Here is a 19132-nt window from a genome sequence, read left to right on the forward strand (position 1 = left end):
GATGCGTGCTCCGGATGGCGTCAATGGAAATCTCGCGAGCGCACATCCAGATCGGCCAGCATGTCGCTCATATCCAGCAGCCGACGCGCGATCAGGTGACTCACGCCATCGACGGCCTCCCATTTGCCCTCCACGGATAGCAAGCGCGCTTCCAGATAAGGGCGACGCTGGGTTTGCGCAATGTGGTTCCACACCACCACGTTTACGGGACCGAATTCGTCTTCGATGGTGATGAAGGTGACGCCGCTGGCCGTTTGCGGTTGTTGACGCTGGGTGACCAAACCCACGGTGCGCACGCGGGAGGCATGCGGCAGTTTCTGCAAACGGCGCGAATCCACAAACCGGGCTGCTCGCAGACGCGGGCGCAACAGTCTCAACGGATGCGGCCCAAGGCTCAAACCGCTGTGCGCGTAATCGGCTTTCGTGTTTTCCGCCAACGTGGGCAGCGGAAGCACGATGTCCTGCTCGCGCGGGCTGTCGCGACCGAACAACGGCAACTGCGACTCCACGCCGGAGGTGAGCCATAGCGCGCGATGGCGATGTCCCGTCAAGCCACGCAGAGCGCCAGCGTCGGCCAGCAAATCTTGATGACGCGCATCCAGCTCCGCACGCGCACACAGATCGACGACATCTCGGAAAGGCATCACCTTGCGCGCGTCGGAAATACGCGCAGCCACTTTCTCGCTGCATCCGCGCAGTTGACGTAAGCCCAAACGCAGAGCCAGCTCTTTCTCGCTATGCGCATCGGGTTCCAACGTGCAATCCCAATCGCTGTAACGCACGTCCATCGGCCGCACGCGAATGCCATGCCGCTGCGCATCCTGCACGATCTGGCTCGGACCATAGAAACCCATCGGCTGCGCATTGAGCAGTGCGCAGGCATAGATGCCCGGCTCGTGGCATTTCAGCCAACTGCTGGCGAAAGCAAGATTGGCGAAGCTCGCTGCGTGACTTTCCGGAAAACCGTAACTGCCGAAGCCTTTTATCTGATTGAAAATCTGCTCGGCGAATTCCTGTGTGTAGCCTCTTTTCAGCATGCCGAAAACAAGCTTCTCGTGGTGTTTTTCCATGTTGCCACGGCGTTCCCATGCTCCCATGGATCGCCGCAACTCATCCGCCTCTCCTGGCTCGTAACCCGCCGCAACCATGGCGAGCTTCATCACTTGTTCCTGAAAAAGCGGCACGCCAAGCGTGCGCTGAAGTATTGGACGGACAGCCTCCGAGGGGTACGTGACGGGTTCTTCCCCGCGTCGGCGGCGCAAATAGGGATGCACCATATCGCCTTGAATCGGCCCAGGCCGCACGATGGCGACCTGGATCACCAGATCGTAGTAATGGGCGGGCTTGAGCCGCGGCAGCATCGACATCTGCGCACGGCTTTCGATCTGAAATACGCCGATGGTGTCGGCGCGCTGGATCATTTGGTAAGTCTTTTCGTCGCGCGAATCGATCGTTGCAATATCCAGTGTTTTGTTGCGATGCTGCTTGACCAGATCGAAGCATTTGCGCAGGCACGTCAACATGCCAAGCGCTAAACAATCGACCTTGAGCAAATCCATCGTATCCAGATCATTTTTGTCCCACTGGATGATGGTGCGATCCGGCATGGCCGCATTTTCGACCGGCACCAATTCATGCAAGGGCGCATCGTGAATCACGAAGCCACCCACGTGCTGACTCAGATGACGTGGCTTGCCGCGCAATTGCGCCGTCAGCGCAAGAAGCTTGCGTATCACGGGCGCACTGGGATCGAAGCCTTGTTCACGCAAGCGCCCGTCAAGCGACGCATCGCCAAGACGGAAAAAACTGTTGCTGAGTTTTTCGATTTGATCCTCGTGCAATCCCAAAGCTTTGGCTACATCGCGCACTGCGCTTTTCGAGCGGTACCGGATGACCGTTGCCGCGATAGCAGCGCGCTCTCGCCCATACTTGTTGTAAACGTACTGGATGACCTCCTCGCGCCTCTCGTGTTCGAAGTCGACATCGATATCGGGCGGTTCGTTGCGTTCCATGGAAATGAAACGCTCCGTTAGAAGCCCGACCTTCTCTGGATCGGCATCCGTGACACCCAACGCAAAACACACAATGGAATTGGCCGCCGAGCCGCGCCCCTGACAAAGGATGGCTTGGCTGCGCGCATAACGCACAATGTCGTTCACCGTGAGAAAGAACGCTTCGTATTCCTTCTTCTCGATCAGATTCAGCTCGTTCTCGATATCGACCTGAATCTTTTGTGGAATGCCGTTTGGCCAACGACGCACCGACCCTTCGGCTACAAGCTGACGCAGCCACTGCATGGGCGCATAGCCCTCGGGCACCAGCTCTTTGGGATATTGGTAATGCAAATCCCCTTTCAACGAGAACGTGCAGCGTTTTGCAATGCGAACGCTCTCTTCCAACAATGCCTTGGGATAAATCTTTTCCAGCGCCGACCGTTTGCGCAGATGCCGTTCGCCATTGCGAAACAACACATCTCCCGCCTCGGCGATAGTCAGGCGATGACGGATCGCCGTCATCGTTTGCTGCAAGGGAAGTCGCTTGCGTATGTGCATATGCACGTCGCCGCATGCGACGCGCGACAATTGCAACGCATCGCCCAAGGCTTCGAGCTCGGCGAGGCGCGCTTCGTCATAACTGTCGCGGTGCAGTTCGACCGCCAACCACGCGCGATCGCCGAAGATGTGTTTCACCCACTCGCCATGCTCACGAATAGGTCTTCGTTCGGGCGCCCACAGCGCCAGCGTGCCGGGCGCTCCATCGGCCAGATTTTCTCTGGCGAGACGATATTCGCCCTTCTCGGAAGCTCGTCGCCCTTGCGTAATCAAACGAGAAAGCGAAACGTAACCTTGTTTGTTCTCCGCCAGCAGCACCAGCTTGGGACCATCGGCAAGCTGGATTTCCGTGCCGACGATCAGCGGTACACCGGTATCGCGCGAGGCCTCCCACGCGCGCACAATGCCGGCGAGCGAACATTCGTCGGTAACCGCCAGCGCGGCGTAGCCGCATTCGCGAGCACGCTCGAACAACTCCGGCGCACTGGATGCGCCGCGTTGAAACGAGAAGTCCGACAGACAATGCAGTTCCGCGTAGTCCGTCATGCGAACCACCCGTGCAGCATCCATCCGGATTGTTCGTCCGGCGCGCAAAACGCCCAGGCCAATTGTCCGAGCGTCGTTTCGACGATGTAGTAATCGCGACGCATCTCGCCGCCGTCCCACCATCCGGTTTCCAGGCGTTCCGGACCGGCAAGGATGTGCACATTGCCGCGTAAGGGAATAGGACGTTCCAATAGCCAAGTGGGACGTGCGCGTGGCTCGATAAAGCTTTCATCCTGCACCGCGACACGTTGCGAGTGCTCCGGCCGTGGATCGATGGTCGTGCCCCAGCGATACACCGCGCGATCGCCCAAGCGCGCGCGCAAACGTTCGCGCAATTGTTCGAAAGGCAACGCATTGGCGGGACGTTCGTCGAACAAATCGCGGCCGGCTGGCACGAAACCCGGCAGATCGTCGACGATCAAACGCAGCGACAACACCGGCGACGGCAATTGCACTTGTTCCAGGCGACCACGCGCGGCTTCGAACAACACGTCGGCATCGCGTTCGGGCGAGAGCATGCCAACCGGCACGCGGGTTGCCTCGCCTTCGCGATGCTCCAACTGCAATACAAAGCGCTGCACGCCACCGTCGCGACCGGAAAGATAAGCCGCGAGATCCCCCATCATGCGCTTCAGCGGAAAGACCAGGGCGGCGATGTTTTCCACTTCGTGCGACAGCTCGATGCGCCAATCCACCGCATCGGGCGGCACGAACAGATCGAACCCGGCCGGCGCGTCGCCGAGCAAGCGGTCCATCGCTTGCAGAAGCGTCTTGCCAAAGCGACGCTGCAATCCATCGCGCGGCATGCGCAGCAACTGACCCAGCGAACGGATGCCCATGCGCGGCAACGCGTCGATGGCATCGTCCGGCAAGCGACTGTGTTGCAAAGGCACGTCATCAAGTGCGTGCAGCATCGCGTCATGCGTAAAAACGGCTTGACCATCGCTCACGCCCGCGAGCACGTACGCCGCATGCGGCGTGGGTGCGGCAGCCACGCGATGATGAAAACCCAATGCGGAAAAATCGTGGCGAAGATGGCGCTCTATCGTCGGCCATTCGCCCAGCAGGCTGCGACTGCGGCTGATTTCCAACACGATGGCGTGCGGCAATAGCACCACTTGCGAGCTGTAGCGATACGCCACGCTGGCGAGAAACTGCTGCCAGCGATCGACCTCAGAGGCGTCATACGGAATCGCTTCGAAACGCGCGAGCAAAGCTTGCGCCGTCGTCAGGCGCTGCCCGATATGCAAACCCGCTTGGTGCGCAGAAGCATTGACGGCGACGACAACGCGCGCGTTGAGCGGCCCGTCCACCAACACCAGCGGATGGTCGTCATCGGGCCGGCGACGAAGGACGCCATCCAGCGCCAAATGCGGCAGCAGCAGACAGGCCCACAACATAGCGGGGCCTCACGCGCTCTGCTTCTTTCGAGCGTGATTCCGGCGAGCGCCGGAATCCGGTGTGCGAGGCATATGCTGATGAACCACATGCACCGCCGCCGGATTCCGGCTCTCGCTGGAAAGACGTTGAGAAGGATCGAAGGAAACGGGTTGCGACGGCGCGTTGCCGCCGCGGCATTTGCGTATCCAGATGGATGTATGCGGCGGTGTCGCCAGCTCGAGCCGCAACGATGCGGGCGACGCGTTCGCCAGATGTTTGCGATCGCGAAACACGAACGCCAAGGCGCGCCCGGTATCCGCCGCGACTTGCAGGCGACGCAGACTGCGGTCGTCCGCCTGATGCGGCCACACGAGCACAGCGGCGCAACTGCCCGAGCGCAGACATTGCTCGGCAGCCCACAACACGTGCTTTTCTTCCGCATCGACGATTTCCAATCGCTGCAGATTCACGCCTTGCTGGCGCCACCCCATCGCACACGGCAGATACGGCGGCGCGATCAACGCCACCGGACGATGCCCCTGCGTAAGTCGCGCCAAGGTCGGCAACACCAATTGCAATTCACCGATGCCGTCGGCGGGCAACAGGATTTCCGTCAGCGATGCTTCCGGCCAACCACGCGCGGGCAATGCCGCATCGAGCATGGGCCAGCCGGTGGGTTGCTCGCCATCGATCGGCGACAGCGTTTGACCGCGCCAGACTTGCCGCGCGTCCAACAGTTCCGACAGAGCGACTACCGCGCCCATCAACTGCCCCTCACGAGGCCGGCGAAGAGTCCTTCGATGGCGAAGTCTTCCGTCGGATCGGGATCGATCGGCTGATAGCCGGGACTGTTCGGCAGCAAGCGAATGACGTCGCCTTTCCAGTACAGCCGCTTGATGGTGAAACGATCACCCGCCACGCGGGCCGCCACCACTTGGCCGTGTCGCGCAACCGGTGTGGCGTGCACGGCGACGAGGTCGCCGTCCAGGATGCCTTCGTCGCGCATGGAATCGCCCATCACGCGCACCAGGTAATCCGGCTTCAGGCGAAACAACCAGGGCGATACATGCAGGCTGCGTTCCACGCGCGATTCGGAAAAAATCGGCTCGCCTGCCGCGATGCGGCCGATCAGCGGCAGCTCCAACGTATCGGCGGCGAGCGGATCGACTTCCTGCACCAGACGAATGCCGCGCGAGCGGTTGGATTCGATCACCAGCCGCCCTTTCGCCTCCAGCGAGCGCACATGTTTGAGCACGGCGCTGACGCTCGGGATGCCCATCGCCTGGCCGATTTCTTCCAGCGTGGGGGCCTCGCCGTCACGCTCGATGCGCTCGCGGACAAAGGCGAGGATGTTGAACTGACGGCTGGTGAGCTGTAGGGTCATGGGCACATCTTTTCACCTTTTTTGGTGAAAATGAAGTGCCCGCCCAAAACTCTCCGTGAACTAGTCCATCAAGGGGTCAAACCGGCTCCAGCCAGCCCCACTTGTCCTGGGTCTTGCCGTTGAACAGACCGAAGTAGAGTTCCTGCAGGCGACGGGTGATGCGCCCGGCTTTGCCGCTACCGATCTGCTTGCCGTCGACTTCGCGGATCGGCGTGATTTCGGCGGCGGTGCCGCACATCAGGATTTCGTCGGCCAAGTACAGATATTCGCGCGGAATATCGCGCTCTACCACCTCGATACCGTCTTCGCGCGCCAACACCTTGATGGTGTCGCGGGTGATGCCGGCCAGGATCGACGCGCTGGCGGGCGTGGTATGCAGCACGCCGTCGTACACCAGGAACAAGTTTTCACCGGCGCCTTCGCTCAACAAGCCGCTCGCCGCCAACGCGATACCTTCGCCAAAGCCCAAACGACGCGCTTCGCGCGCGATCAGTTGACCAGACAGATAGTTACCGCCGGCCTTGGCGCCTGCGGGAATGGTGTTCGGCGCAAAACGCTGCCAACTCGACACGCACGCGGTAATGCCCACTTCCAACGCTTCCGGCCCGAGGTACGGACCCATCGGCCAGCTCGCCACGGCGACATCGATCGGCGTTTCCGCCGAGAGCCCGAAACCGCCCAGGCCGCGATACGCCACCGGGCGCAAATAGGCCGCGCTGAAACCGTTTTTGCGGATCACGTCGCGGCACGCCGCCGCCAACTCATCCTGCGAGTACGGCAGCACCATGTCGTAGATCTTGGCGGAGAGATACAGACGCTTGAGGTGATCGGTGAGGCGGAAGATCGCCGCGCCTTCCGGCGTGACGTAGCTGCGTATCCCCTCGAAGACCGACGAACCGTAATGCAGGGCATGCGACATCACGTGCGCGGTGGCATCCTTCCACGGCTTAATTTCGCCGTTTTGCCAGATCCATTCGGGGTACTGCTGGGCCATGGGGGGATCTCCGTTGGGGACCGCTCATGATAGCGTGCCGAAGCTTTCGACACCTTTCACGCCTCAGCTTTGAGGCTGCAACCAGACGCATCCGGAACGGTGCACCACATCGAAGCGGGTGCTTTGGGCCGCGCCGCTGCCGTCATCGGATTGGGTTTGCACGATAAGCGCTTCGCCCTTTGGCGGCGCCGGGCTGGGCGATGACGACAGCGCGAGCGTGGACGCATCCGCATCGCTATCGTCGTCGCCGGCAGCCGATATCGCTTTGACGCCGAGCAAGGGATGCGACATCAGGCGACTGAAAAAGCGGATGTCGGTCACCACCGTGGATTTTCCATCGCCATTCCACAACGCCAGTCCCGCAAGACGATTGGGATTGCGTTCGGCGAATGCATCGACGACAGCTTGCTTGAGTTGCTTCAGATCCGCCGCGCAAAGCACGGCGGGAGGCTGCTGAAGTTCGACCGATGCATGCGTGCTCGATGTAGATGTCGGCGCCGGCGTCGTGGGTGTCGCATCGACGTCGGCGCACACGCGATCAGTAAATACCGGAATGCCATTCGCACCCATGCAGCGATGAATATCGCCTTGCGCATGTGCGGCGCACATCGGCAACAACCCAAGCAGCAGTAGAAGAATGATGATACGCATCGGGCAAGCATAGCCCGATGCGCCATGTGCATCAGTGCAGCTGATCAAGAACCGCGCGCGTCGCTTTCACACGGTTCAGCGTGTAGAAGTGCAAGCCCGGCGCACCGCCTTGCAACAGACGACGACACATTTCCGCAACGACTTCCGCGCCCATGGCGCGAATGGCTTCCACGTCGTCGTAATACGCTTGCATGCGCTTGGCGATCCAACGCGGAATTTCCGCGCCGCACGCATCGGAGAAACGCTTGAGCTGCGCGTAATTGGAGATGGGCATGATGCCCGGCACGATGGGCACCGAAACACCCAGGCGACGCGCATCGTCGACAAAACGGAAATACGCATCCGCGTTGAAGAAGTACTGCGTGATCGCACCGTTCGCGCCGGCATCGATCTTGGTTTTGAAATGACGCAGATCGGCGTGGACGTCTTCCGCCTGCGGATGCATTTCGGGATACGCCGCCACTTCAATATGAAAGTGATCGCCGCTGTGCTTGCGGATAAAACTCACCAGCTCGGCGGCATAACGGAAATCGCCCGGCGTCGCCATGCCCGAAGGCAGGTCTCCGCGCAGCGCGACAAGGCGCCGGTAACCGGCCGCGCGATACGCGTCGAGCAAGTCGGCGATTTCCTTGCGGGTGCCGCCCATGCAGGACAGATGCGGCGCAACATCCAGCTCATGCTGCTGATGCAGTCGGGCCACGGTTTCGCTGGTGTAGCTCAGGGTCGAACCGCCGGCGCCAAAGGTCACGGAGACGTATTCCGGCTTCAGTGCCTTGAGTTCCTTGGCGGTGCGGTCGAGCTGGGCGCGCTGTTCGTCGGTCTTGGGGGGGAAAAATTCGAAGCTGATGGCCGGCATAAAGGGATCCTTGGCGTCACGCCAGAGAGTATATATCTCTTATTCGGGATGAAGCGATATATGACTAATCCGCCATACGCTCGGACGCCGACGAGCCGCCGCCCTGACACGCAACCAAGGCGGCCACGGGCTGACACTACCTGTACCGGTCTGTCATCATCGCCGGATTGTGTCGCGCAGGCGGCCGTTCTTTAGCCTCAGGGAGTGCTCGATGTCTTCTTCCAACGCGATCCGCCGCGATGTGGGCCCGTTTGCCCTCATGCTGACCGGCCTAGGTTCGATCATCGGCTCCGGCTGGCTGTTCGGCGCATGGAAGGCGGCAGGTTTGGCCGGTCCCGGCGCCGTGTGGGCGTGGGTGCTGGGCGCGGCGATCATCATGACCATCGCGCTCACCTATGCCGAACTCGGCGCGATGTTTCCCGAATCCGGCGGCATGGTGCGTTACGGCCATTACTCGCACGGTTCGCTCGTCGGTTTTATTGCCGCCTGGGCGAACTGGATCGCGATCGTGTCGGTGATTCCGGTGGAAGCCGAAGCATCGGTGCAATACATGGCCTCGTGGCCGTGGCAGTGGGCGCAGGATCTGTATCACGTCACCAACGGCGTGGGCGAGTTGAGTCACACCGGTCTGTCGATTGCGGCCGTGTTGGTAATCATCTACTTCCTGCTTAATTTCTGGAGCGTGAAGTTGTTTGCGCATTCGAACACGGCGATCACCGTGTTCAAGTTGATCGTGCCGGCGGCAACGGGCTTGGCGCTGATTGCCAGCGGCTTCCATCCGGAAAATTTCTCGGTAGGCATTCATGGCGATCGTCACGCCATCGACTTTGCTGCGGTGCTGACGGCGGTCGCGACGGCAGGCATCGTTTTCAGCTTCAACGGTTTTCAGAGTCCGGTAAATCTTGCCGGCGAAGCGCACAATCCGGGGCGCAGCATTCCGTTCGCGGTGATCGGTTCGATCTTGCTGGCGACCGTGGTGTATGTGATTTTGCAGGTCGCCTATCTCGGCGCCGTACCGCAAGACTTGTTGGCCAAAGCAGGCTGGCACGGCATTAATTTCCGCTCGCCGTTCGCGGAGCTCGCGATTATCGTCAATCTGCATTGGCTGGCGATGCTGCTTTACGTGGATGCGTTTATCAGCCCGAGCGGCACGGGCATGACGTATACCGCCACCACGGCGCGCATGATCTACGGTATGGAGCGCAACGGCACGATGCCCAAAGTCTTCGGTCGCGTGCATCCGAAATGGGGCGTGCCGCGCGCGGCGATGTGGCTCGATCTGGTGGTGTCGTTTCTGTTTCTGTTCTTTTTCCGCGGTTGGGGCACGCTGGCTGCGGTGATTTCCGTCGCCACGATCATTTCCTATCTCACCGGCCCGGTGAGCGTGATGACCCTGCGTCGAACCGCCACGGAATTGCATCGCCCGTTGCGCATCAAAGGACTGCCCGTGCTTGCTGGCGTCGCCTTCATCATGGCGACGGAATTGCTGTATTGGGCACGCTGGCCGCTCACCGGCGAAATTATTTTGCTGATGGTGGTGGCGCTGCCGGTGTATCTCTACTACCAGGCGAAATCCAACTGGCACGACTTCGGACGTCAATTGAACGGTGCGTGGTGGTTGATTGTTTATTTGCCCGTGATCGCGTTTGTGTCGTGGGCAGGAAGCACCACCTTCGGCGGTCAGGGTTATCTACCGTATGGCATCGACCTGCTCGTCGTCGCAATGATCGGGCTGGTGTTTTACCTGTGGGGCGTGAAGTCGGGTTGGCGCACGCCAGCCGTGGAAGCGGCGCGCGACGCGGCGCACATGCATCCCGATCTGCCGCTGGTGCCGCCGGATGAAGAAGCCGCCGAGCGCATTGCGCGCCATTGATCGGCGGTGCGGTTGACGCGCATTGCGCGTCAACCCAGTGCGAGAATATCGCCTAACAACGCTTGCGCCGTCACTTCAGGGCCGGCGCCCGGCCCTTGGATCACGAGTGGCTGCGTGTGATAGCGCGTCGTGGTCAGCGCGAACTGATTGTCGGTGCCGTACAAGCGCGTGGCAGGATGCGTGAGCGGCACTTCCGTAATACCGACTCGCGCGCGGCCGCGTTGATTGAGACGCGCGAGAAAGCGCAGCACTTGCCCACGCTTGAGCGCTGCTTCGTGCAATGCGGCCAGTGGTTCATCCAGTTCCTCTAGACGGTCGAGGAATTCCTCGGTGGAAATGCTACGCAGGTTTTCCGGCACCAGGCTTTCCACGATCACTTCGTCGCTGCCGAGCGCAAAACCTGCATTGCGCGCGAGGATCAGCAACTTGCGCGCGACATCTTCACCGGAGAGATCGGCGCGCGGATCCGGTTCCGTATAACCCAACGCGCGCGCCTCGCGGAGCAACACTGAGAACGGACGGCTGCCGTCGTATTGATTGAACAAATACGACAACGAGCCGGAAAAGACGCCTTCCAGCGTCAGCAAGGCATCGCCGCAATCGCATAGACGGCGCAAGGTGGAGATCACCGGCAATCCAGCGCCCACCGTGGCCGAATCACCATAGCGACCACCCGCCGCGCGCGCCGCTTGAAGCGCACGCCAACCTGCGAGATGGCCTCCCGCAAGCGACTTATTCGCGGTGACGACGTGATAGCCACGAGCCAGCCAATCGGCGTGACGCGATGACAATTCGGTCGATGCGGTGGCATCGACGATCACTTTCAAACTTGCGTGATGTGCATCCAACGCCGACAACAACGCAGCATCGTCGCGCGCCGATCCTTCGCGCTTCAATCGATCGCGCAAATCGCGTGCTGCAAGTTGCGCGGCTTCGGTTTGCTGCTTACGTGAATTCGCGGCGCCGACGAGATGCAAGCGCTTGCCGACCGGCGTGCGCAGCAATTTGAGAAACGCTCCGCCTACGACACCTGTGCCAAGCAAGACCAGCGCGATATCCCGTGGGACAACCGGCGCGATGCTCGGGACAGTCGCTTCGGCCAACACTGCATTCATGCGATCACCCGACGTTTCGATGCGCCTTCCACAACCGCCTGAGCGCGCTCAAGCGCGGCACTGAGATCGCTCAACAGATCGTCGCCGTCTTCAATACCGATCGACAGGCGCAGCAACGTGTCGGCGATACCAGCCGCCCGACGCGCTTCCGGAGCCATCGCGGCGTGCGTCATGGTGGCGGGGTGTGCGATCAGGCTTTCCACGCCACCGAGCGATTCGGCCAACGAGAAGTAATGCAAGCCGTCCACAAAGGCTTCGATCTGCGGAACGTCGCCGTGGAGTTCGAAGCTCAACATGGCGCCGAAACCTTGTTGCTGACGCGCGGCCAAGGCGTGCCCGACGTGCTGTTCCAAACCGGGGTAATACACATTGCGCACGGCATCGTGCTGACTGAGATGCGTGGCGATGCGCTCCGCGTTTTCCTGATGCTGACGCAGACGCACGCTCAAGGTGCGCAAACCGCGCAAGGTAAGAAAGCTATCGAACGGCGCACCCGTAAGTCCGTTGCAGTTAGCCCACCACTTTAACTGCTCCGCAACGGCGGCATCGCGAGCCACCACCGCGCCGCCGACCACGTCGCTATGACCATTGATGTATTTGGTCGTGGAGTGGACGACTACGTCGGCGCCCAACGTAAGCGGCTGTTGCAACGCCGGCGAGAGGAACGTGTTGTCGACCACGACAAGCGCGCCTACGGCGTGCGCAGCCTGGGCGACATGGCGAATATCGGTGATGCGAAGCAAAGGATTCGACGGCGTTTCCACCCACACCAGCGCCGGCTTCAGCGCGAGGCCTTCGGCAAGCGCATGGTTGTCGGTGAGATCGATAAACCGAACGTTGAAACGGCCTTTCTTCGCCCAGGCATCGAGCAAGCGCCAAGTGCCGCCGTAGCAATCGTGCGCAGCGAGAACGGTGGCGCCTGCAGGCACCAATTCCAACGTAACAGCCACGGCGGACATGCCGCTGGACGTAACCACAGCGCCCACGCCTTGCTCCAATTCGGCGAGGGCATTGCCAAGCAGATCGCGTGTGGGATTGCCGCTGCGCGAATAATCGTAGGCGCGCTTGCCGCCCAATCCGGTGAAGCTGTAGTTGGTCGACAGATGCAATGCCGGCACGATAGCGCCGTGCTGCGTATCCGATTCGATGCCTGCGCGCACAGCGCGCGTACTGGGGGCGGTTCCTTTCACGACGTCAGCACACATGGCTCAGACTCCACAACGACGGGTAACGACTTGGCGCAATAGCGGCGCCAATTGATGGGTTTCTTTGAGGAAGGCATCGTGGCCGTACGGCGAATCGATCACTTCCAGCGTTGCCGAACCGCGCAGGCGACGCTGCAGTTCGCACAGATCGGCCAGCGGCACCAAACGATCGGAAGGAAAGCCGATCAACGTGGCGGGCACGGTGATCGATTCCGGCGCAACCTCGTGCAGATCAATGGATTCGGATAGCGCGAGAAAACGATCCAGATCGAAACGCTCTACAAAACGGCGTCCGGCGTGTTCGAGATAATCCTCGACCGGAAAGTGGAAACGGCCTTCGCGATAATCGGGTGTGCTCGCAAAACGACGACCGAATTCTTCGCTGCCTCGATACGTCGTCATCGCAAGCTGACGCGCTAGAGAAAGGGCTTGATCGATCTGGCCCGACGATTGGCCGAGGCGCAGTATCTGACGTTGAATCGCGCGCTGTGCGGTCGCCATCGGATGCGCGCGGTGCGCACCGGCAAGCAGAACCAATTTTTCCAGCTTGGTTGGATGGCGCGCGGCGAAGGCGAGCGCGGTCATTGCGCCGTACGACGAGCCGACGAATGCCGCGACACGATCGATACAGAGCGCATCGACAAGCGCAGCCAGCGCATCCGCTTGGTCTTCGCTGGAAATAGCGCGCGGGCTATTTTCGAAATCGGAGGGCGTCAACCAATCGATGCTGAGCACGCGGCAATGCGCCAAATCGATCGCCTGACCTTGGCCCACCAATTCCGACCACCATCCGGACTGACCTTGTTCGCTGTCCGCAACATGACGATCCGCGGAGATGCCGCCCTGCACGATGATGGTCGGCGCATCGGGCGCGCCGGTCCACTGATAGCGAACGTCGACATGACTCGGGCCTTGGCCGTACTTGGGCTGCAAGGTCAGGCGACGAGAGCTGCGCTGCTCGGTCAATGCGCTACGAGGGTGCAGGGATACGATCACAGCAGTATGGCGATCGTCGAGTGAGGAATTGGCGAGGTAAGGCATCTTCATTCTCCGTGTACATCGCCCTGCGGAGAACCTGTGAAGAGCTGCCGCCAAATCAATCATGCAATGCATAGATTGACGACATCCCATCTACCGGTCGGCGCCGTAGCGCCCCGCAGGAGTTGGCACCGTTGCAGGAATGAATCCCGCAGGTTGCCCCGGCTTCAAAGGGCCTGTCCCTCAGCCGGTCTCGATGAGTGGAATCGACTATACCTACCGCGTTTTTTACCGTCAATGGACGTTTAGACGTCTATACGTAAAAACACCCCTAAATAGCCGTATATTTTAGGCATATGTGAAATAACCATATCCCGGCGACGCCATCCCGAGGGCCCGAATGGCAGTCTAGACGCCCGGATATTTCTGGCCCTTTTCCTCTTCGACTGTCATATTTCGCGTTATGAGCATTCAGCCCGATCTCTCCTCGGCCGTCGGTCACACGCCCTTGCTGCGCCTTCGCCACGCCTCGGCACTGACCGGCTGCGAGGTACTGGGCAAGGCCGAATTTCTCAATCCTGGCGGATCGATCAAGGACCGCACGACGCTCGGCCTGATTCTGGATGCCGAGCGCAAAGGACTGCTCCGGCCGGGCGGCACGATCGTCGAAGGGACGGCCGGGAATACAGGGATTGGCATGGCTCTGATCGGAGCGAGCCGAGGGTATCGATCGATCATATTCATGCCCGATACGCAGAGTCGCGAAAAGATCGATGCGCTGCGGATCGCCGGCGCCGATGTTCGGCTGGTACCGGCCGCCCCCTTCAAGGACCCACGCCACTACGTGCACATTGCGCGTGCCTATTGCGAGAGCCTGAACGAGCAGGCGCCTGGCAGCGCGTGGTTCGGGAATCAGTTCGACAACACAGCGAACCGCGACTGGCACGAAACGACGACGGCCGTGGAGATCTGGGAGCAGACGAAGGGCAACATCGACGGTTTCGTCTGTTCGGCTGGAACGGGCGGGACGCTTGCCGGTGTCGGTCGCGCGTTAAAGGCTCGCAAGGCTACCGTCGCGATCGCACTTTCCGATCCGACCGGTTCGGCGCTGGCCAATTACATCAATCGAGGCGAGCTGATTGCTGAGGGAAATTCGATCAGCGAGGGCATCGGTTCGAGCCGCATCACCGCCAATTTCCAGGATGCGCCGATCGATCTTGCCTGGTCGATCCCTGATCAGGAGTCCGTGCCGCTATTGCATCAGTTGCTTCATGACGAAGGCTGGTGCGTTGGCGGCTCCAGTGGCGTCAATCTTGCCGGCGCCATTCGTCTCGCCAAGCACTTAGGGCCTGGGCACACCATTGTGACTGTACTTGCCGATGCGGGAACTCGTTATCAGGCCAAACTTTTCAACCCGCCATTTTTGCGCGAGAAGAACATTCCCGTACCGGAGTGGCTGGCCGAGTCATTTTCGAATTGAGGAAGGCTTGCAGCAGATCGTTTTGCCAGCACGCAAGGTAAGCAAGCCTCGATTGGTTGACCGCGTTGGCGGTGCGCAACGACGCTATTTCGTAGGCCGCGCAAAGCAAAACGCCTTCCCGATTGGGAAGGCGTTTTTAGGATAAAGCCCCTGGCGGTGACCTACTCTTGCATGGAAGTCCACACTACCATCGGCGCAGCTGCGTTTCACTTCCGAGTTCGGGATGGGATCGGGTGGGGCCACAGCGCTATAGCCGCCAGGGAAAGGGTGGGAGCAGCGCTTTGAAGCGCCGGCTCCGCAAAGATGTAAACGAGTGACAAGCGTCTGGTGAAGTTCGAGATGTTTCGTTGTGCGAAGACTCACGAAGCGTCTTGGGGTTATATGGTCAAGCCGCACGGCTCATTAGTACGCGTTAGCTCAGTGCATTGCTGCATGTCCACACCGCGCCTATCAACCACCTAGTCTAGATGGGGCCTTTAGGAGACTTAAAGTCTCGGGAGATCTCATCTTGGGGCGTGCTTCCCGCTTAGATGCTTTCAGCGGTTATCACTTCCGTTCGTAGCTACCGGGCAATGCCATGGGCATGACAACCCGAACACCAGCGGAACGTCCACTCCGGTCCTCTCGTACTAGGAGCAGCCCCCCTCAAATCTCCAACGCCCACGACAGATAGGGACCGAACTGTCTCACGACGTTCTGAACCCAGCTCGCGTACCACTTTAAATGGCGAACAGCCATACCCTTGGGACCGGCTACAGCCCCAGGATGTGATGAGCCGACATCGAGGTGCCAAACACCGCCGTCGATATGAACTCTTGGGCGGTATCAGCCTGTTATCCCCGGAGTACCTTTTATCCGTTGAGCGATGGCCCTTCCATACAGAACCACCGGATCACTAAGACCTACTTTCGTACCTGCTTGATCCGTCGATCTTGCAGTCAAGCACGCTTATGCCTTTGCACACAGTGCGCGATGTCCGACCGCGCTGAGCGTACCTTCGTGCTCCTCCGTTACGCTTTGGGAGGAGACCGCCCCAGTCAAACTACCCACCATACACGGTCCCCGATCCGGATTACGGACCTAGGTTAGAACGTCAAGCACTTCAGGGTGGTATTTCAAGGATGGCTCCACCGAAACTAGCGTCTCGGTTTCATAGCCTCCCACCTATCCTACACAGAAGAACTCAACGTTCAGTGTAAAGCTATAGTAAAGGTTCACGGGGTCTTTCCGTCTTGCCGCGGGAACGCTGCATCTTCACAGCGATTTCAATTTCACTGAGTCTCGGGTGGAGACAGCGCCGCTGTCGTTACGCCATTCGTGCAGGTCGGAACTTACCCGACAAGGAATTTCGCTACCTTAGGACCGTTATAGTTACGGCCGCCGTTTACTGGGGCTTCGATCAAGAGCTTCGCCTTGCGGCTGACCCCATCAATTAACCTTCCAGCACCGGGCAGGCGTCACACCCTATACGTCCACTTTCGTGTTTGCAGAGTGCTGTGTTTTTGATAAACAGTCGCAGCGGCCAGGTTACTGCGACCCGCTAGTGCTCAGTCACGCATGTGACCACACCGGCGGGCGCACCTTCTCCCGAAGTTACGGTGCCATTTTGCCTAGTTCCTTCACCCGAGTTCTCTCAAGCGCCTTGGGATTCTCACCCTGCCTACCAGTGTCGGTTTACGGTACGGTTTGCTGTAGCTGAAGCTTAGTGGCTTTTCCTGGAAGCGTGGTCTCAGTCACTTCGCCCATAAGGGCTCGTCTCGGTGCTCGGCATAAAGTGGACCGGATTTGCCTAATCCACATGCCTACCGCCTTTCCCCGGGACAACCAACGCCCGGTAGACCTAACCTTCTCCGTCCCCACATCGCACTACAGTCAAGTGCTGGAATATTAACCAGCTTCCCATCGACTACGCATTTCTGCCTCGCCTTAGGGGCCGACTCACCCTGCGCCGATGAACGTTGCGCGAGGAAACCTTGGGCTTTCGGCGTGCGGGCTTTTCACCCGCATTATCGTTACTCATGTCAGCATTCGCACTTCTGATACCTCCAGCAGGCTTTACAACCCACCTTCACAGGCTTACAGAACGCTCCTCTACCGCGCATATTGCTATGCACCCCGAGCTTCGGTGTATCGCTTAGCCCCGTTAAATCTTCCGCGCAGACCGACTCGACCAGTGAGCTATTACGCTTTCTTTAAAGGGTGGCTGCTTCTAAGCCAACCTCCTGGCTGTCTATGCCTTTCCACATCGTTTTCCACTTAGCGATAACTTGGGGACCTTAGCTGCGGGTCTGGGTTGTTTCCCTTTTCACGACGGACGTTAGCACCCGCCGTGTGTCTCCCGTACATTCTGTCCTGGTATTCGGAGTTTGCCATGGTTTACTAAGCCGCGATGGCCCGCTAGCCATAACAGTGCTCTACCCCCAGGAAGATTCATACGAGGCGCTACCTAAATAGCTTTCGAGGAGAACCAGCTATCTCCGAGTTTGTTTAGCCTTTCACTCCTATCCTCAGCTCATCCCCATCTATTGCAACAGATGTGGGTTCGGTCCTCCAGTGCGTGTTACCGCACCTTCAACCTGGCCAAGGATAGATCACTCGGTTTCGGGTCTACTGCCAGAGACTATGCGCCCTATTCAGACTCGGTTTCCCTTCGCCTCCCCTAGACGGTTAAGCTCGCCACTGACAGTAAGTCGCTGACCCATTATACAAAAGGTACGCAGTCACCCTTGCGGGCTTCCACTGCTTGTACGTATACGGTTTCAGGGTCTATTTCACTCCCCTCTCCGGGGTTCTTTTCGCCTTTCCCTCACGGTACTTGTTCGCTATCGGTCGGTCAGGAGTATTTAGCCTTGGAGGATGGTCCCCCCATGTTCAGACAAGGTTTCTCGTGCCTCGCCTTACTCAATTTCATGCAACGTGCCTTTTCGCCTACAGGGCTATCACCTGCTACGGCGGGCCTTTCCAGACCCTTCGGCTAAAACATGCTGCACTTTTGGGCTACTCCGCGTTCGCTCGTCGCTACTGACGGAATCTCGGTTGATTTCTTTTCCTCCGGGTACTTAGATATTTCAGTTCCCCGGGTTCGCTTCCAACACCTATGAATTCAGTGCTGGATACTGCCGAAGCAGTGGGTTTCCCCATTCGGACATTGCCGGATCAAAGCTTGTTGCCAGCTCCCCGACACTTTTCGCAGGCTGCCACGTCCTTCATCGCCTCTGACCGCCAAGGCATCCACCGTATACGCTTAGTCGCTTGACCATATAACCCCAAGTCGCCTCAGGGCTACGCTCTTCCCTCCTCAGGGCATGAGCTTTCGCCAAACAACGCTTTCGCTTACTTCTTTGCCTCAACGACACATCTCGGTAATGGCGACTTACGCTTTCACGCAAGCCATCCAGGTTTTACCAAGACGCTTGTCACTCGTTTACGTTTTCAAAGAACACGACACTGGCCTCAACGCCAGCTCGCTTCGTTCAAATCTTTTGTGTGCGCTACACATCCTAAAAACTGGTGGAGCCAGTCGGGATCGAACCGACGACCCCCTGCTTGCAAAGCAGGTGCTCTCCCAGCTGAGCTATGGCCCCGTCATTCCGGGTCGCATCCCAATAACTGGTGGGTCTAGGTGGACTCGAACCACCGGCCTCACCCTTATCAGGGGTGCGCTCTAACCACCTGAGCTACAGACCCATAAAGCTTTACGACCCACTCCTTGCGGAGTGAATCGTTCACGCCGTCGGCGTGCGGATGTGCAGGTGTCTTGTGTGGACGTCTTGCGGAGGAGGTTCTGTCGTTCTCGAAAGGAGGTGATCCAGCCGCACCTTCCGATACGGCTACCTTGTTACGACTTCACCCCAGTCATGAACCACTCCGTGGTCGTCGCCCTCCTTGCGGTTAGGCTAACGGCTTCTGGAGCAACTCACTCCCATGGTGTGACGGGCGGTGTGTACAAGGCCCGGGAACGTATTCACCGCAGCATAGCTGATCTGCGATTACTAGCGATTCCGACTTCACGTAGTCGAGTTGCAGACTACGATCCGGACTGGGATCGGCTTTCTGGGATTGGCTCCACCTCGCGGTCTCGCAACCCTCTGTACCGACCATTGTAGTACGTGTGTAGC

Annotated in this window: 11 protein-coding genes, 2 tRNA genes, 3 rRNA genes, 1 pseudogene and 1 riboswitch (1 of these 18 cut by a window edge); of the genes and pseudogenes, 2 read left to right on the forward strand and 15 right to left on the reverse strand. The window is 59.5% G+C overall.

Annotated features, from left to right (window positions below):
* Positions 1-20: 20 nt before the first annotated feature.
* The 7 genes and pseudogenes from L0U79_RS19085 to metF all read right to left on the reverse strand — a co-directional run bounded on the left by L0U79_RS19085 (position 21) and on the right by metF (position 8363).
* Positions 21-3098 (reverse strand): error-prone DNA polymerase, encoded by a 3078-nt coding sequence (locus L0U79_RS19085; RefSeq protein ID WP_233843799.1) that lies wholly within the window; start codon positions 3096-3098, stop codon positions 21-23.
* A complete protein-coding gene (locus tag L0U79_RS19090) occupies positions 3095-4498 on the reverse strand; it encodes a DNA polymerase Y family protein (RefSeq protein ID WP_233843800.1) in 1404 nt (467 codons plus the stop codon). The genes L0U79_RS19085 and L0U79_RS19090 overlap by 4 nt, the downstream gene beginning before the upstream one ends.
* 141 nt (positions 4499-4639) lie before the next feature.
* Positions 4640-5242, reverse strand: a pseudogene (imuA, locus tag L0U79_RS19095) (translesion DNA synthesis-associated protein ImuA); the annotation flags it as partial.
* Positions 5242-5862, reverse strand: coding sequence for a transcriptional repressor LexA (lexA, locus tag L0U79_RS19100; RefSeq protein WP_233843801.1), 621 nt, complete (start codon positions 5860-5862; stop codon positions 5242-5244). The gene lexA and the pseudogene imuA, both read right to left, overlap by 1 nt.
* A gap of 76 nt (positions 5863-5938) precedes the next feature.
* Positions 5939-6856: a branched-chain amino acid transaminase gene (locus tag L0U79_RS19105; RefSeq protein ID WP_233843802.1), complete on the reverse strand. Its 918-nt coding sequence runs from the start codon at positions 6854-6856 to the stop codon at positions 5939-5941.
* Between the two features lie 63 nt (positions 6857-6919).
* Positions 6920-7507 carry a DUF4124 domain-containing protein gene (locus tag L0U79_RS19110; protein ID WP_233843803.1) on the reverse strand — a complete coding sequence of 196 codons (588 nt, stop codon included), beginning with the start codon at positions 7505-7507 and terminating at the stop codon, positions 6920-6922.
* 31 nt (positions 7508-7538) lie between these two features.
* The gene (gene metF, locus L0U79_RS19115; RefSeq protein ID WP_233843804.1) at positions 7539-8363 is read right to left on the reverse strand and encodes a methylenetetrahydrofolate reductase [NAD(P)H]; all 825 of its coding nucleotides are present in this window, start codon (positions 8361-8363) and stop codon (positions 7539-7541) included.
* 211 nt (positions 8364-8574) lie between these two features.
* Between metF and L0U79_RS19120 the strand changes: the two genes are divergently transcribed.
* On the forward strand, positions 8575-10236 hold the full coding sequence (locus L0U79_RS19120; RefSeq protein WP_233843805.1) for an APC family permease: 1662 nt from the start codon (positions 8575-8577) through the stop codon (positions 10234-10236).
* A 29-nt stretch (positions 10237-10265) separates the two neighbouring features.
* On the opposite strand, the gene L0U79_RS19125 is transcribed toward L0U79_RS19120, so the two are convergent.
* The 3 genes from L0U79_RS19125 to L0U79_RS19135 are packed head-to-tail and all read right to left on the reverse strand — an operon-like array spanning position 10266 to position 13597.
* On the reverse strand, positions 10266-11351 hold the full coding sequence (locus L0U79_RS19125) for a homoserine dehydrogenase (protein WP_233843806.1): 1086 nt from the start codon (positions 11349-11351) through the stop codon (positions 10266-10268).
* A complete protein-coding gene (metB, locus tag L0U79_RS19130; RefSeq protein WP_233843807.1) occupies positions 11348-12556 on the reverse strand; it encodes a cystathionine gamma-synthase in 1209 nt (402 codons plus the stop codon). The genes L0U79_RS19125 and metB overlap by 4 nt, the downstream gene beginning before the upstream one ends.
* Before the next feature lie 3 nt (positions 12557-12559).
* On the reverse strand, positions 12560-13597 hold the full coding sequence (locus tag L0U79_RS19135) for a homoserine O-succinyltransferase (protein ID WP_233843808.1): 1038 nt from the start codon (positions 13595-13597) through the stop codon (positions 12560-12562).
* Between the two features lie 83 nt (positions 13598-13680).
* Positions 13681-13797, reverse strand: a riboswitch (SAM riboswitch).
* A 200-nt stretch (positions 13798-13997) separates the two neighbouring features.
* Between L0U79_RS19135 and L0U79_RS19140 the strand changes: the two genes are divergently transcribed.
* The gene (locus tag L0U79_RS19140; protein ID WP_233843809.1) at positions 13998-15014 is read left to right on the forward strand and encodes a cysteine synthase A; all 1017 of its coding nucleotides are present in this window, start codon (positions 13998-14000) and stop codon (positions 15012-15014) included.
* A 148-nt stretch (positions 15015-15162) separates the two neighbouring features.
* Here the strand turns inward: L0U79_RS19140 and rrf are convergent.
* The 5 genes from rrf to L0U79_RS19165 form a co-directional block, all read right to left on the reverse strand.
* Positions 15163-15275 (reverse strand): 5S ribosomal RNA (gene rrf / locus L0U79_RS19145).
* 120 nt (positions 15276-15395) lie between these two features.
* A 23S ribosomal RNA gene (locus tag L0U79_RS19150) occupies positions 15396-18272 on the reverse strand.
* 250 nt (positions 18273-18522) lie between these two features.
* Positions 18523-18598, reverse strand: a tRNA-Ala gene (locus L0U79_RS19155).
* Between the two features lie 26 nt (positions 18599-18624).
* A tRNA-Ile gene (locus L0U79_RS19160) sits at positions 18625-18701 on the reverse strand.
* 109 nt (positions 18702-18810) lie between these two features.
* Positions 18811-19132 (reverse strand): 16S ribosomal RNA (locus L0U79_RS19165) (it continues 1223 nt past the right edge of the window).
* The 16S, 23S and 5S rRNA genes sit together here with 2 tRNA genes alongside, the layout of an rRNA operon.

Origin of the sequence: Dyella sp. 2HG41-7 (assembly GCF_021390675.1) — a bacterium.
Classification (GTDB): domain Bacteria; phylum Pseudomonadota; class Gammaproteobacteria; order Xanthomonadales; family Rhodanobacteraceae; genus Dyella_B.

Excerpts from the sequence above, each read along its gene's own strand:
- lexA (WP_233843801.1), bottom strand. The coding sequence starts at position 5,862 with ATGACCCTACAGCTCACCAGCCGTCAGTTCAACATCCTCGCCTTTGTC.
- L0U79_RS19120 (WP_233843805.1), top strand. The coding sequence starts at position 8,575 with ATGTCTTCTTCCAACGCGATCCGCCGCGATGTGGGCCCGTTTGCCCTC.
- metB (WP_233843807.1), bottom strand. The coding sequence starts at position 12,556 with ATGTGTGCTGACGTCGTGAAAGGAACCGCCCCCAGTACGCGCGCTGTG.
- L0U79_RS19125 (WP_233843806.1), bottom strand. The coding sequence starts at position 11,351 with ATGAATGCAGTGTTGGCCGAAGCGACTGTCCCGAGCATCGCGCCGGTT.
- metF (WP_233843804.1), bottom strand. The coding sequence starts at position 8,363 with ATGCCGGCCATCAGCTTCGAATTTTTCCCCCCCAAGACCGACGAACAG.
- L0U79_RS19085 (WP_233843799.1), bottom strand. The coding sequence starts at position 3,098 with ATGACGGACTACGCGGAACTGCATTGTCTGTCGGACTTCTCGTTTCAA.
- L0U79_RS19135 (WP_233843808.1), bottom strand. The coding sequence starts at position 13,597 with ATGCCTTACCTCGCCAATTCCTCACTCGACGATCGCCATACTGCTGTG.
- L0U79_RS19140 (WP_233843809.1), top strand. The coding sequence starts at position 13,998 with ATGAGCATTCAGCCCGATCTCTCCTCGGCCGTCGGTCACACGCCCTTG.
- L0U79_RS19105 (WP_233843802.1), bottom strand. The coding sequence starts at position 6,856 with ATGGCCCAGCAGTACCCCGAATGGATCTGGCAAAACGGCGAAATTAAG.
- L0U79_RS19110 (WP_233843803.1), bottom strand. The coding sequence starts at position 7,507 with ATGCGTATCATCATTCTTCTACTGCTGCTTGGGTTGTTGCCGATGTGC.
- L0U79_RS19090 (WP_233843800.1), bottom strand. The coding sequence starts at position 4,498 with ATGTTGTGGGCCTGTCTGCTGCTGCCGCATTTGGCGCTGGATGGCGTC.